This is a genomic window from Klebsiella sp. MISC125, from assembly GCF_051131775.1.
GTDB lineage: Bacteria > Pseudomonadota > Gammaproteobacteria > Enterobacterales > Enterobacteriaceae > Klebsiella.
Genome location: NZ_CP180448.1, coordinates 3,863,577 through 3,877,311 on the forward strand (window position 1 = coordinate 3,863,577; position 13,735 = coordinate 3,877,311).

General features: G+C 35.6%; 11 protein-coding genes and 1 pseudogene. 6 read left to right on the forward strand and 6 right to left on the reverse strand.

What is annotated here, in order from left to right; all coding sequences use genetic code 11:
• Nucleotides 1-103: 103 nt before the first annotated feature.
• The 3 genes and pseudogenes from ACMYSL_RS18355 (at nucleotide 104) to ACMYSL_RS18365 (ending at nucleotide 3,038) form a co-directional block, all read left to right on the forward strand.
• Nucleotides 104-1,330 carry a tyrosine-type recombinase/integrase gene (locus ACMYSL_RS18355; RefSeq protein ID WP_434659348.1) on the forward strand — a complete coding sequence of 409 codons (1,227 nt, stop codon included), beginning with the start codon at nucleotides 104-106 and terminating at the stop codon, nucleotides 1,328-1,330.
• Nucleotides 1,331-1,341: 11 nt separating this feature from the next.
• Nucleotides 1,342-1,604: pseudogene (locus ACMYSL_RS18360) on the forward strand (tyrosine-type recombinase/integrase); the annotation flags it as partial.
• Between the two features lie 1,002 nt (nucleotides 1,605-2,606).
• The gene (locus tag ACMYSL_RS18365) at nucleotides 2,607-3,038 is read left to right on the forward strand and encodes a hypothetical protein (RefSeq protein WP_434659350.1); all 432 of its coding nucleotides are present in this window, start codon (nucleotides 2,607-2,609) and stop codon (nucleotides 3,036-3,038) included.
• A gap of 337 nt (nucleotides 3,039-3,375) precedes the next feature.
• On the opposite strand, the gene ACMYSL_RS18370 is transcribed toward ACMYSL_RS18365, so the two are convergent.
• From ACMYSL_RS18370 to ACMYSL_RS18385, 4 genes are all read right to left on the reverse strand, one after another.
• Nucleotides 3,376-3,708, reverse strand: coding sequence for a conjugal transfer protein TraD (locus ACMYSL_RS18370; RefSeq protein ID WP_434664155.1), 333 nt, complete (start codon nucleotides 3,706-3,708; stop codon nucleotides 3,376-3,378).
• A 424-nt stretch (nucleotides 3,709-4,132) separates the two neighbouring features.
• A complete protein-coding gene (gene pilV, locus ACMYSL_RS18375; RefSeq protein WP_434659352.1) occupies nucleotides 4,133-5,665 on the reverse strand; it encodes a shufflon system plasmid conjugative transfer pilus tip adhesin PilV in 1,533 nt (510 codons plus the stop codon).
• A gap of 226 nt (nucleotides 5,666-5,891) precedes the next feature.
• On the reverse strand, nucleotides 5,892-6,461 hold the full coding sequence (locus ACMYSL_RS18380; protein ID WP_434659354.1) for a type 4 pilus major pilin: 570 nt from the start codon (nucleotides 6,459-6,461) through the stop codon (nucleotides 5,892-5,894).
• 461 nt (nucleotides 6,462-6,922) lie between these two features.
• Nucleotides 6,923-7,078, reverse strand: a complete 156-nt coding sequence (locus ACMYSL_RS18385; protein WP_434659356.1) for a small membrane protein — start codon at nucleotides 7,076-7,078, stop codon at nucleotides 6,923-6,925.
• Nucleotides 7,079-7,412: 334 nt separating this feature from the next.
• On the opposite strand from ACMYSL_RS18385, the gene ACMYSL_RS18390 reads away from it, so the two are divergent.
• The 3 genes from ACMYSL_RS18390 (at nucleotide 7,413) to mobQ (ending at nucleotide 10,852) form a co-directional block, all read left to right on the forward strand.
• Nucleotides 7,413-8,036 carry a helix-turn-helix transcriptional regulator gene (locus tag ACMYSL_RS18390; protein WP_434659358.1) on the forward strand — a complete coding sequence of 208 codons (624 nt, stop codon included), beginning with the start codon at nucleotides 7,413-7,415 and terminating at the stop codon, nucleotides 8,034-8,036.
• A 21-nt stretch (nucleotides 8,037-8,057) separates the two neighbouring features.
• Nucleotides 8,058-8,822 (forward strand): EAL domain-containing protein, encoded by a 765-nt coding sequence (locus ACMYSL_RS18395; RefSeq protein WP_434659360.1) that lies wholly within the window; start codon nucleotides 8,058-8,060, stop codon nucleotides 8,820-8,822.
• A gap of 548 nt (nucleotides 8,823-9,370) precedes the next feature.
• A complete protein-coding gene (gene mobQ, locus ACMYSL_RS18400; protein ID WP_434659362.1) occupies nucleotides 9,371-10,852 on the forward strand; it encodes a MobQ family relaxase in 1,482 nt (493 codons plus the stop codon).
• Here the strand turns inward: mobQ and ACMYSL_RS18405 are convergent.
• Entirely contained in the window at nucleotides 10,849-12,246 is a 1,398-nt protein-coding gene (locus ACMYSL_RS18405) for a hypothetical protein (protein ID WP_434659364.1), read from the reverse strand. The genes mobQ and ACMYSL_RS18405 overlap by 4 nt on opposite strands.
• A gap of 543 nt (nucleotides 12,247-12,789) precedes the next feature.
• Entirely contained in the window at nucleotides 12,790-13,320 is a 531-nt protein-coding gene (locus tag ACMYSL_RS18410) for a hypothetical protein (protein WP_434659366.1), read from the reverse strand.
• Between the last annotated feature and the right edge of the window lie 415 nt (nucleotides 13,321-13,735).

Below are 13,735 nucleotides of genomic sequence, written 5' to 3' on the forward strand. Positions count from 1 at the left end.
AAACAATATGTTGTCATTATTTAGTGTTCGGTACTGTATTGCTAAACGGTCTAAAATCTGTCATTTTATGCACCACCCAATGCACCATGATGAAATATTACTTATGCCAAAGAAAGCTAAAGAACTGTCTGCACTGGCTGTTTCTAAACTTAAGGCCGATGCAGAATATTACGTTGGTGGCGCTGATGGCCTGTATCTTCGGATTATCGGACGCTCACGAGTGTGGGGCTTGCGTATTGTAATGGGAACCCGCATCAATAAAGCAGGTAAAACAGTTCCCCGCCGCCTTAACATGGGGTTAGGCCCCTATCCCGAAATTTCGCTGTCAGAAGCGCGCGATAAGGCGCGTGAACTGCGTAAGCAGATCCGTAATGGCATTGATCCCCTTGCAGAAAAACACGCTCGAAAAGCGGCTCAAGAAGCTCTGACACGAAAGCAAAAGACATTTCGTGAATGCGCTGACGCCGTGATAGAAATCAAAAGTAGCGAGCTAAAGAATAAAAAGCATGTGGCGCAGTGGCGATCGACACTGGAAACCTATGCCTACCCATTCATTGGACAAAAAGTGATTGGTGAAATCACTAAAGTTGATCTTCTGGCAATACTGGAGCCTATTTGGTTAACCAAGAATGAGACGGCTAGTCGTCTTCGTGGTCGTATTGAAGCAATCATCGATTACGCAAAGGCTAAAGAGTATTTTGAAGGTGATAATCCAGCAACATGGAAAGGCATGTTGAAACCCCTTCTCCCATTACCGAGCAAAGTACAAGCTCAGAAACATCATGCGTCATTACCTTATGAAGAAATCAGTTCTTTTATGTCTGAATTGCGCAAACGTAAAGGAGTCTCAGCCCGTGCGTTGGAGTTTTCTATCCTGACGGCTTCTCGCTCTGGTGAAGTTCGTGGCGCAGAGTGGTCAGAGATCGATCTGAAAGGAAAAACATGGACGATTCCCGCCAGTCGCATGAAAGCAGCAAAAGAACATCGGGTTCCCCTATCTGATGCTGTTGTTGCTCTGTTAAAAGATTTACCACGATTAAAAGATAACAATCATGTATTCCCTGCCCCTCGCGCTGAAACGCTTTCTGATATGTCGTTATTAGCTGTATTGAAACGAATGGGACATAGTGGCTTAACGCAACATGGCTTCCGTTCTACTTTCCGTGAGTGGGCTGGTGAAACTACGGACCATCAACGTGAAGTCATTGAACATGCGCTGGCTCACCAGTTGGCAGATAAGGCTGAAGCAGCATACCAACGCGGGACGTTATGGCCTAAACGGGTGGCGCTGATGGATGACTGGTCAAAGTACTGCTTTGTTACTTTCTAACTATTCTGTTTGAAAACACCATAAACAAAACCCCGCGCAATATGCGGTAATGACACGAAGCAGGACGTCTGTGGACATGGTTTGAGTCAGGTTTGTGGTCAGGACGCGTTAGAGCTTCAGATGAGCTATAAGAAAATCAACGGCATCCGTGCTGCTTATATACAAGGCAAAACACCTCGAACAGCGCCGCCTGATGCTCCAGTGGTGTGCTGATGTCCTTGATGCTAACAGTAATGCTATGATTAGGCCGTTTGAGTTTACAAAGAAGGGATGAGTTTAACTAAGGCCACGGAAGGCTTGATTTATTCGTTTTATAATCGTTATGATTAGTGTGTAGACAATAAACATTGAAGGGACTCATATGTTGCAACAAGAGATTTTAATTAAATAAGCGAATAATCTTTTTCCCCACCGTGGTATCGCAGTATGAAACCTCAGTTCAATCAACATTGATGACCATGCTATATTTTCAGAGGCCAGCCGTATAAAATATCCAATATCATTCTAATGAGATTCAAAAAAACTAATTTGATAGAACGTAATGCAGACATCATAGTTCTACAAGAAAAAATAAGTCTAAAAGCAATTCGATTTACAATAAGCAGAGGCAGAAATAAAAAACACAAGAGACAGTTTATTAGGTGCAAGCATCATAAAAACGACAACAAAATATTTATTATCAACTTAGCTAAAGGAGTTGCGGGCCAATGTCAAGAAGCTATTTGGCACGAAAAAAATTGACTTTTCTGTAAAAGATAATGTAATTTTTATTTTAGATAAATTAGAAAAGTACTTTATAAAATAATCCCAATAAATCAAGAAAATAGTCCAGTGTGTTAAGGACTATGCTTAACGCCTGCATACACAGAATCAAAGCAGTCTCAAATGAAACAATTATGTAAATCTCGAGTGCTTTTAGCACAATACATAGAGATGCGATTGAACCAATTTTTTTAGGCATGTATGCAATGAATGCTGAAGGAGTGTACAATAACCGTACACACAAAATAATTTTTTAAAGTCGATTAAAAATAATATAAAATTATTAATGAACATCTCATAAGCAGTTATTTTATTTTGGATGCTATTTTTTCCTGAAAAAAACCACCGCATGAGATAAAAGAGATAAAAGAGATAAAAGAGATATGAGTATTGGGCAAAAGCAGTAGATAAAAGAGTAGAAATAAAGAAATTACGCGCAGAGGTCGAAGGAGTATTGAGGAAAGAGCTATAATATTGAAGTCTGCTTCTGCATTTAAATAATAATGGAGGGTGTATGGAATATTTATTAAAAATAGACAGAAATGGAAGTGAAGTACCATTCTTAAAACAAAATAGAACATTTGTTGATCAAAAAAGATTTTTCTTTAGATTAGATGATGGTAAAGTCTTTCAGAAATTCATTGCAGTACCTTTTCTTGAACATGAAATTGAAAATACGCTATTCGAATTAAAGATAATTGGTAAAGATAGTTATAAGCTCCTTTCATGTGGTGAATTACATGAACTGGATTACTACAACAATGAAATAGAAATCCTAAGAAAATATGAACAACTATCTCTTCTATATACATCAACATCTTTTATGTATAAATACCTTAAGGAAGGAACGCCTCATTTAATTTTCATGAGCCTACCATTATTAGATGATAAATATTTCCATAAGATTAACTTTCCGATTCCGACGCTGAGTGTCACAATGCTATGATTTGAATAGATGTGTATGACAAACTGTTAATTGATGAAATGCGCAGATTACCTTCAAATAGCTGTTTGCCTCATAGCTCGATATCAGGCTATCCAGAATAGTAAAGTAGATTTCTAATGAAAAAAATTCGTCTGGAATACCAAAACTAAAATTAATGAATATCACTGTCGATAACATCACCGTTCATAAGTCATTATTTGTTAAAATTTTTAATGAGAACAGTCTACACTTTGATGTATTAAAGTAGTTTTAGGGTAAAAAAGAAAAGCGCGATAGACTTATCTGGAATGGTAAACGTTAGGCTAGAAATTAATTTCACTTTACCTTAATAAGCATATCATTCCTGTCGTCCAACCATATTTTCTAGGAATCTTTTCCCTTCTAATTTAACTCTTGCTTTAGCCTCCGCATTGATGTTCGAAGTTTGTAATAATATCCCCAATACAAACTCCTTGTCGACATCTTCAACTTTACAGCCCATAGCTTTAGCTACTTCAGCACCAATGATGATCTTCAGACGTGTCTCAGCACTCTTTGATAAGGATTTTTCTTTTGTCTTAAGGCGATTCAGTCGCATCTGTGCTGAAGATATTTTTTGCTCTAAAGTTTTCTCCACACGAACATTTTTATCATTTTGTCTTTTTATAATTGGGGTTGTTTGCTTATTCATCATAATTTCCTTTGTAATAAATAAATTCACTTACACATAGATAACCTTAATATGGTATAAAGTAAATACACCAAAGTTAAGTATTTTAAGAAATATACAATATATATATTCCTATAAAGAGAAAAGATAGAAAAAACCTCCCTGAAACATAGGGTTAAGAATAAAAAATAAACTGTGAGAGCTTTATTAACACCCAATGCAATTAGTTACAAAATAGCCGTGATAGTAAAATAAAGTTGTAGCTATATATATTTTGATTTCATTATCAGAAAACCAATCTGTAAATTAAAAAATATAAAAATACACATAAATGACAAGGTAAACATCAACTTTACATTGATAAAAGAGGGAGCCAAACCACTTGATAAAAGTCATTAGAAGTTACTAAAAGTGTTAATAATAAGTATTTTAATAATTTAATTACTCATTGTGTTTTTAATGCAAAGCATCTTACATTGTCAATTGTACAGTATTCTTCATCTTCCGTACATGCATCGGAACCAGATGCGACCCATCCAAGAGCCGTATAACCATTTTCATCAAGATATTTTTGACATATATCACCATAGTTCTTCGTTTCTCCAGAGATTGTGAATGTCATTCTTTTCAATGATGTTGTGATATTCCAGATACCGTTTACGCATGAAAGTAACTGCCCTGTAGCTGTTCGACCCTGTAGACCATTTGGAAAACAGTTAGTCCCAATTACAGCCTGACCTTTTATAAACACATATTCTCCAACATTAACTCTCCCTTCAGAATCTATATTACCGTTTGAATGGACATAATTTGAATTGATATTTCCAGAGGCCCATATAAACTTTGAATTAATCTGATTACCAACATCAACATTATTTGAAGCAAAAAAGTCTCCGTTACTGTTAAGATAAGCACTGGTAGAACCACCATGTCCTGCAGCAATTGTTCCCGCAGCATATACATCAAGAGTTCTTAAACCACCGCCCCATCCTGTGGGTAAATCATTGGGATCATAGCCCATTAGTCCAAGTCGTTGTTCTATTTTAGCATTTTTGTTTACTTGTAAAACAGTTGTATAACTCGCCGTATTTGGAGAATATATAGTAAGTGGCTTTGTTCCATTATAGAGTCTAATTTCATAATCATTACCATCGCTTCCACCAATTGCAATTACATCATTATTACCATTGTGAGCAATAAGTTCTTTCCCAGCAGTTATCGAATCAAATGATTTAAGTTCCCCCTGAAAATTGCCTGCACCACTGGCGCTCAAATTTTTAATATTATTTATATCATATCCACCCAAACTTAAATCACCTGTCATAGGAAGAGTTCCATCGCGTCTGAGATATATTGTATATAAGGCACTATTGAATCCTACTCTCATTGCGAGCAATCCACTTTTATTAATATTAGAAAAGTTCGTTGCGGATTCATTCCATTGCCCCTGTAATCCAGAGACAAGGGTTGCGCTATCAGTCATACCACTATCTACGCCAGCAGTCTGCATGGCCTTACCAAGCAAATCGTAGCGTATGTGTGAGCCGTCCATCCAAGGTATGGTGGTAGTGATCAATCCATTGATAATATAGCTAGGTGAAACGCCATCTCGTTTCAGTATAATTTTATATGGAGATTTATAGATATTAATTCCAGTATAGGATGCTGGCAATAAACCTTCATTCAGTAAAGTGTTATATGTTATTTCGCATTGTGTTGAATTACATAACCTTGGCCCCGGATCATTACCATCATTACTGCTATTTGATAGCGTGGATAACTTATCATATTTCATGGTGATATAGCTATTTACTGCCTGACCTAGCTGTTTCAGTTGCTCACCCGCAAGCGAAGCAGTAATATTTTCCTGTGTTGACTTCATTTCCTGAAATTTAAGAAGCCCCATTAATGTTCCAATTCCGAGCACTAATATTAATTCAAGTAATGAAAAACCATTTTTCTCTTTTATAAATCCCATAATATTACCTCCTCACGTTATTTTATTTTATTACTAACATAACCTCAATACAAATCAAGGCACATTTAAAAATAACCTTAAAAAGTAAAAAATATGGCAGGCTTTCTGCACTATAAAAATGACAATCTTAATGACGTGTTTATTTAATTGAGATTCAGGAAGTTATGTAGCACACAGAAATAAAACAGCCATATACATTATAATATATGGCTGGCATTACATATTTTTAGATTGATGTAAAAATTAAAGTATTACTATTACCGCCACCTTCGCATTGTTTAGTTGTCTCGACGATATCTAAAAGCTCACCTGCTTCTTTAACATTACCTGCCGAACCTACTCCCGCACTATAAAAATTACCAGCTGCTGCTGTAATTATTTTGGTGCATTCAGATGCTGGCACATTATTATATGTTATAGTGAAAGAAGAACCTTCGGCTCCTGATGGTCCTGTATTTGCTGGTTCAAGCATAACTGCCCCTTTGAAAGCATTTATAGGGGTCGCTGATGAGCCTGAACCGCTTAACATATTATCAGGGAAAATCTTTGCCTGAACTGCAACCGAATTACTCAGACCTGTAAAACTTGAAGAGGAAGTGTATAATGACTTCACTCCAGCTTGAATAGTTGCGATATTATTACTTTCAGCTTGTGAACGTTGAGAAGCCTGAACTTTAGGATAAACGATAAAAGCCGCTACTACTAATGCTGCGATAATACCTAGTACCAGCAATAGTTCTAAAAGTGAAAACCCTTTTTTACTCTTATATTTTCTTATTAAAATTTTATTTTTCATTTCCTTTTAATCTCCTTTAGCTATGGAATGATATAAAAGGTATAATCAATATGAATAAAAATCACAACAATAGATATATTCCTTATTGATTTCTTTCCGATAAACGGAGGACTAAAAAAAGAATATCATCTGAAATATTAGCTTTTAGGCACGTATGCTAACGTTTCTTATAACTCAGTTTCCTCTATCCTTACTTATGCAAAGCCATTTAAAAAGAAATATACAACCCCATCTTTAAATATAAAAGTCAAAGATGACATTTTATCTAAATTAGTAGTGAGATTAGTAGTAGATAACATTTAAAAATAAATACTTTATATGTCATAGTGGTCGGTTATATTGCATATAGACTACAAAAAATATTTTCCAGAAGGTGGCATTAACAAACCCGTTAGAGATGATGTGTTGCCAGATAAGACATGCCACACCATCTTTTGTATCATTTGGGATGATTTTATGCATTACCGAAAGCGTTTACCCCTACTACGTTCAGAAATATTTCGGAGTGGGCGAAATGCAACTTTCATTTTCCTCCTATTTTTAACATATGAAATAAAATAGAAAATTGATACAAAAAAAAGAATAAATGCCAAAATAAGCATTAAAAAATTTGACATGGACTGTGGTCTCAAGAAATTAAAATAAGTTTTGATAAGATATCAACAATTGAATTCATCTCAATATAAAACAAATGAAATACGTAAGATTGAGAATCCCCCCATAACTAACAAGAAAAATCCTAATGCCTATATCATTTACCCCGAAAACAGATCGTAAAAAACGAATGATTTACTCAAAATTTCCAAATTGACGTTTGCGACGAAGTATAGGAATATTCTTAATGAGTATGTCAAATTTCTTATTTAGTTTTAATAAATAAATATTTGTTGCTAACAAAATAGTAATGCTAGATTATAAATCAATAATCACTTAGATATAATCAGGCAATACATGAAATTTTTAATCATTTCTGACAGCAACGTTTTTTTTTGCATCGGTATTCACTCTGTTATTTTAGATGTTATTAAAACCTTGAAAATAGAAAATTTTACTATTGATACTATAGAGCATCAAGTCGATGATATTAAACAATACGATATTATTATTTCCGCATTGAGTATAAACGATATGACGATATGCAACCCAATGTACTTAAAGAGAAAAAAAACCTCAAAAATCTTTTTTCTTCTTGATAAGAATAAATTCTTTCATAATAACTCATATCCTTTATGTTTGAATGGCTCTGTTTACCTTGAAAAGAATGTGACCAGAGATTACGTATCAAAAATATTAACAGATACAATTAATAACATTTACCTTGAAAAAGAAAGGTGCTCTTTTCTCACTCACTTAACCTGTTTAGCATGTAAGAGTCAAAAATTAACACATAAGCAACAGCTTTTAATTTCAGGATTAGCTAGTGGGCTGACAATAAAAGAAGTCTGCGCACTGATGAATATTAAATATAAGACTGCAATGTCGCATAAATCAGATATAATGAAAAAATTTAATATAGAAAGCAAGAAGCAATTTATAGATTTTGTTAACAGACAAAATTACAATTACAAAAAATAATTAGCAAAATGGCCCAATATTATGATTATTGATTTTGGAAATATTATACTCAACTATCAAGCGATATATTCAGTGAAAGGTGGTTCAATAGCAGGTATCGAAGTTTTAATCAGATATAGGTCAGAAACAAAAAGTATCAGTACTGATGAATTAATAAAGCAAGCAATAAAGGCTAATAAAATAAATGAACTCACTGTTTTTGTTATAAAAAAATCTTTGCAGGAGATTCATAACACTATACTTGAATATAATTTGTTTTTGAGCCTTAACTTCCATCCAATTAACCTTGAAGAACCTAGTATTATAGCTACATTGATTGATGAAGCTACGAAATACCACATTCCTTTCAATTATATTATGATTGAAATAACGGAGCATAAAATTGTATTTTTAGAACTCGTTAAGTCTTTATGTAATGAGATATTAAATAAAGGATTTAGACTGGCTATGGATGATTATGGTTGTGGGTATTCAAATGAAGAACGAGCATACTCGCTACCTTTTTCAGAAATTAAGATTGATAAAACTATAACCCGTTCCTTTATAAATAATCACAACCCTAACCTTGAAATATTTCTAGAAAAGATATCTAAAAATGGAGTGAATATAGTTTTCGAAGGTGTAGAAACTGAGGGTGATTACATATGTATAAAAAAATCATATCCTCATTGCTATGTTCAGGGTTGGTATTTATCTCATCCTATTGATAAAGAAGAATTTTATTATTCTGTTAATCAGATAAACCACAATCGAAATCATAAAACCTTCGCACTAGATTCAAGTTAGTTGCTATAGAAATAAAATTGTGCAACGCATGTGATAGTAATCACTAACACAAAACATCCGGCACTCTCCACGTTACTTATTTTTGTACTTTTGTTATTTTATTTTCACCTGTTATTTTTTAAATCTGTTTTCAGGTCTTAACCTGTGAATTGTGCAACACATAACGCTCTCTGTTTTATTAGTTTTCCTCTTCAATTTTAGCTATCCCGCCTTACGGCGAGAACAATTAACACTTCTTTTGCCCTTACGGGCCTTTTCTTTACTCTTTTTTCCTTTGGGCGTGAAACCTACACCTTTAATCCAGTTCATGCCGTTTAATTTAACGCATCATTTTACAAGCATCAGTATATTTCGTATTAATTAATAAGGGGTGTTTTTTACATTGGCTTATTTTTTTAAAGACAATGCCCACCTATACACTCACTCCGTGAGCGTGTGGGGTCTACCGACGGTTGCCTGCCGCAGGCTAAAACCAAGGTCAACGTCAACCCCAAAGTTTTTCTGGCGAAAAACTAACAGCAGCACTTTTATTTGAGGTTAATTTTTTAATGGCGATTTTTCATCTGGATTTTAAAATTGTAAAACGAAGTGAAGGCATGACTTCCGTTGCGAAAGCTGCCTACCATGCCCGTACACGTATTACAGATGATCGCATTGGACAGGTTTTCGATTTCAACCACAGAACAGATCTACATGGTCATATTATATTGGCACCTATTTCCGCACCTTCTCATATTGTTGAAAGCTCGTCAGCGCTTTGGAATGAAGTTGAAAGAGTGGAACGCCAGAACAACGGACAAACAGCCCGTTATTTTGATGTCGCCATACCTGTTGAACTCAACAACGATGACAAGAAAAAATTAGTTGCTGAATACTGCCAGAAGAACTTTGTTGATAAGGGGATGATAGCTGATATCGCATTTCATGATCTGGATAGTAAAAATCCCCATGCTCACGTTATGTTAACCCTGAAAACTATCACCGCTGCTGGCTTCGGTAAAAAAGACAGAAGCTGGAATGATAAGAAGATGATGCTCCAGTGGCGTGAGTCGTGGGCTACGATGTCAAACAGCTACCTTGAGACCGCAGGCAGTGAAGAACGTATCGATCACCGTTCTCTCAGGTCGCAATGTGCTGATGCTCTTAACCAAGCAGAAGAAGCATTCAGCGCTGAAGAGAAAGCATTCTGGCTTGCCAAGGCAACAGAAACAAACCGCCCGGCAATGCAGCGTGTTCATCGTGCCAAGTGGAATGACACTGAGTCACAGGAACAGCGAGCTGCTGAACAAGCCCAACGCAATCTTCAAATTGAGGAAGCTAAAAAGGTCTATACAACCTTTAGTGAGCTACCATTGGAGATCATTGTTGATGTCAGAAGCTTTACGATTACACATCTTGCTGAACCCGAAGAGATCGTTCTTCCCGACTACCCGGCAACGGAAAAACAGCAGCCTGTTTTTACAACATCTAAACCACACAGAAGGCCAGCCGTAAAATCTTACCGTGATCCAAACAAGATAAGTAAGGTTGGTATGGCAGGAGAAGAAACTCCCGTTCTTGTTGCTCCTAAACCGAATAAATCCACTAAACTGAAAACACCTTCTTCTCAAAACACCAGAGCGATGAACCGCGCTCCCATGAACAGTAGGAAACAGACTAAGCCACATCAAAATGGTCTGTTTAAGCGTTTCACACTACTTGTGATGGGCTTCTTTAAAGAGAGATTTATATGGGCCAGAAGGCAACCAGACACTACTGACGCTGACCATGATAAGCGTATCGCAGAAAACTATTCCTTTGATGAGTTGTTGGGGATCTACGTTCAACGCTCTGAGCATGAAAAACGAGTAAGGCTCAACAGTAATGGCTATGAACCTATGCCAGATGAGATTACTCGCTTCCCAAGTCGTCCTAAACAGGAAACCCCACATATTGATAACCGTACGGAGTTTACTTTACATACACCTGTAATAGATACTTTCGATACAAAGTTACCGCCTCCCTCTGGTTATTATAAAAATAATTATTAGTCGCCTCGAGTTTTACGTTTAGTGTTTGGATATAACTCAGAAAGAGATCGCATGGAGTTTTCCACAATAAAATTAAGTCTTAAATCTACCCTGTTTGATATATTGTAAGCTATCTTGATAATCCCCATTCTTTCATGTAGGGGGCTTAAGTGTAATACAGGTAGTTCTACATTTAAAACCAAAACTGAATCTCCAATTTTTTTACTTATCTTGGTTATATTCCTTTGAATTAGATTACTTGAATATTTATTTATTTTATTAAAAAAATCCATTCTCAACTCACGCTCAAATTGCATCTCTGGATCGGGTGAGTTTAAATTAGAATAGTTTACTTTTTTATTGTTCATAATTAAGAAAACATCTTTTAACTCAGGTATAGCATCCGTTATGTCTACATAGATAATACCATTCCTTACCCCTTCCTTTATTTCTATTTGTTTTAAAGCCTCATCTATTCTTGTTATCAATTTATTTTCTGATGTTATTTTCTTACATTCAATGAACGTATCATTATTAATAACTACATCAGCTCGCTGAGATACACTTATGTTATAACCAGAAAGTAAAAAGTATGCAGCCACCTTTAACTCATACAAGAACTCTCTACATTTATCATCATTTATAACATCCTGCTTATATTTAAAAGCCACACCTTTAATAATATTTTTTATCTTTTCATTGAGATTGTCATTCCTATCCTTGAATGCTTGATATACGATCCTTAGTCCTTCAAGTTCAATATGAGCAATTGATATTTTAACCTGCTCTTCATTTATAGTGCCGGGTATTGTAATTTCATATGCTTCAAATACTTTGATATACTCATTCAATCTTGGGGCTTTTTTATTTATAATTCCTTCGACCCAAAGAACACTTTCCTTAAGTTCATTTAGATAATCTATATCTTTAAAATACCTTAAATCATAGAATTTGAAATCATGGAACCACTCAATGTGATATTTATCACCTCGGGTTGTTTGTTTTACGTCTAAAGGATTTAGATCTATATCTGTCGTGATATTTACTGACGTTCTATCATATAAGTCATTTGTGAAATTGAAAATATGCTTAGATTCTTTGTGAGAATAAAACTCAATATCTCTTAAGAAAAGATTATCTGACTTGCTCGGTAAATTTAATTCCTCTAGTATTATTAATAATTTTTTACCTAATTCATCTTCTTTTGATAAAATGTCCTCCAGAACACTTTGAGCCATATATTCCGGGTTGTAAAGTATCTCTTCTATAATTTTACCTAAGTGTTTTTGCGCCCTGATCCCTAAATTAAATTTTATACCAATGTAGTTTTCTGCTTTGTCAGGTGTTTCCCCAAAACCGACAACCATCCACTTAGATTCCCCCAGAGGAATATCACCACACCTTTCAATCTTCATTCAATACACCTTTTGAATTATGTAAACATATTATTTTAATACCTTTTATTTAATAAATCAATAATAAATAAAAACACAATCGACTCGATGATTTTATTGTTTTAATGAATGACACCAAGAAATCAAGATGAATTTCATGTAATATTCATTAAATCAGCAATTACTGCTCTTTACGCATTGTATTTCAATACAGATAGAAATATAGCAACCTCAGTAAAATATATGCTGAGGGAGATATGCCGATGATGATATTTATATAGCATAAAAACCAGTTTTTAAATTGAGCAGCTTATGATTTATAATCATTTTCGCCAGAATAAAAGATTATAAAAGTAAATAGCTTTACCAGCAACAAATGCAATAACTACACTTATTGTCAGAATGATAACTGCTTCAGCCATGCGTGTAGATATATTTATTGTAGAGGACAAGCAAGATGATCACGAAGGCATACCACTTTAGGTAGGTAAGCAGCCTGAGTAAACATGCCCCCACTCTTACTTTCCACAGAGCAATAGGGGCATTTAACGGTCCAGTATTCTCTTAGTTAGCTTTCCAGCCATTGCTGGTCTTAACAAGATTCATGGCGCCATCAGCGGGTTCATTCATCCCTTTAACGCCAGCGAACGCTTTTTTGTCAATCCAGCCCGGAACGTCAACCAGCTTCCATGTATAAGACACGCGAACAACCTTCTGACCGCCGTTACCCGGTTCCGTCCATTCCTTAATCTCGTCAACGGCACGACGACCTACACAAGCACCGTCTGTTGTGCTCCAGACTTTAGCTTTTTTGCCTTCTTCTGTTATCCCTAATACGTTCGAATCATAGCCCTGCTCAAAGACCATCATTCCCTGCTCAACAAATCCATCGAGGATCACTGAATTCGTCCCTGTGCCAGTCGAATCAAGCCGTGGTTTGGCAAGACGGATGGGGAAGCTGGTGTTATTGTTATCCAGCGAGAAGCAGTATTTGTTCTGCCCAATCTTAGAGTTGATCGCTTTCTCGAAATCACCTTTTTCACCACATCCCGCCAGTGCCAGAGCTACGCCAGCAACGAGTAAAGTCTTCTTCATCTACGTATCCATCCTGATAATCCAAAATGTTGCCATGTATTGGTGCTTTTCTGGTTAGCTGTAGTGTTTCTGCGTGTTCAGACAGATATGACACAACAAAACCACTGCCTAACCAATTGATAGGATTCAATTCTTTTTGAGGCTCGTCATATCGTTTAAAACGATCAAAAACAACCATATGATAGTTTAAATCTATCATAATTTAATATTCGATCGTTTGTAACAATTAATCGCCGATCGATATCACATATTCAATCGTTAAAAGCTATCAATAATCAATTATCGATCTTTTTTATCGATCATATTTTTACAGTTTGATAGGCTTGGGAGGCAGGGACAAGAGCCTCAGTCGCAGCGCCATAAGAGCCAGAAACTCCTTAGAGTTCTGCGAACAGGCCAAGCCCCTTTAACTCAT

Bases quoted from the DNA above. Each gene is read 5' to 3' on its own strand.
- ACMYSL_RS18355 (WP_434659348.1), top strand. From the start codon at position 104: ATGCCAAAGAAAGCTAAAGAACTGTCTGCACTGGCTGTTTCTAAACTT.
- ACMYSL_RS18365 (WP_434659350.1), top strand. From the start codon at position 2,607: ATGGAATATTTATTAAAAATAGACAGAAATGGAAGTGAAGTACCATTC.
- ACMYSL_RS18370 (WP_434664155.1), bottom strand. From the start codon at position 3,708: ATGAATAAGCAAACAACCCCAATTATAAAAAGACAAAATGATAAAAAT.
- pilV (WP_434659352.1), bottom strand. From the start codon at position 5,665: ATGGGATTTATAAAAGAGAAAAATGGTTTTTCATTACTTGAATTAATA.
- ACMYSL_RS18380 (WP_434659354.1), bottom strand. From the start codon at position 6,461: ATGAAAAATAAAATTTTAATAAGAAAATATAAGAGTAAAAAAGGGTTT.
- ACMYSL_RS18385 (WP_434659356.1), bottom strand. From the start codon at position 7,078: ATGTCAAATTTTTTAATGCTTATTTTGGCATTTATTCTTTTTTTTGTA.
- ACMYSL_RS18390 (WP_434659358.1), top strand. From the start codon at position 7,413: ATGAAATTTTTAATCATTTCTGACAGCAACGTTTTTTTTTGCATCGGT.
- ACMYSL_RS18395 (WP_434659360.1), top strand. From the start codon at position 8,058: ATGATTATTGATTTTGGAAATATTATACTCAACTATCAAGCGATATAT.
- mobQ (WP_434659362.1), top strand. From the start codon at position 9,371: ATGGCGATTTTTCATCTGGATTTTAAAATTGTAAAACGAAGTGAAGGC.
- ACMYSL_RS18405 (WP_434659364.1), bottom strand. From the start codon at position 12,246: ATGAAGATTGAAAGGTGTGGTGATATTCCTCTGGGGGAATCTAAGTGG.
- ACMYSL_RS18410 (WP_434659366.1), bottom strand. From the start codon at position 13,320: ATGAAGAAGACTTTACTCGTTGCTGGCGTAGCTCTGGCACTGGCGGGA.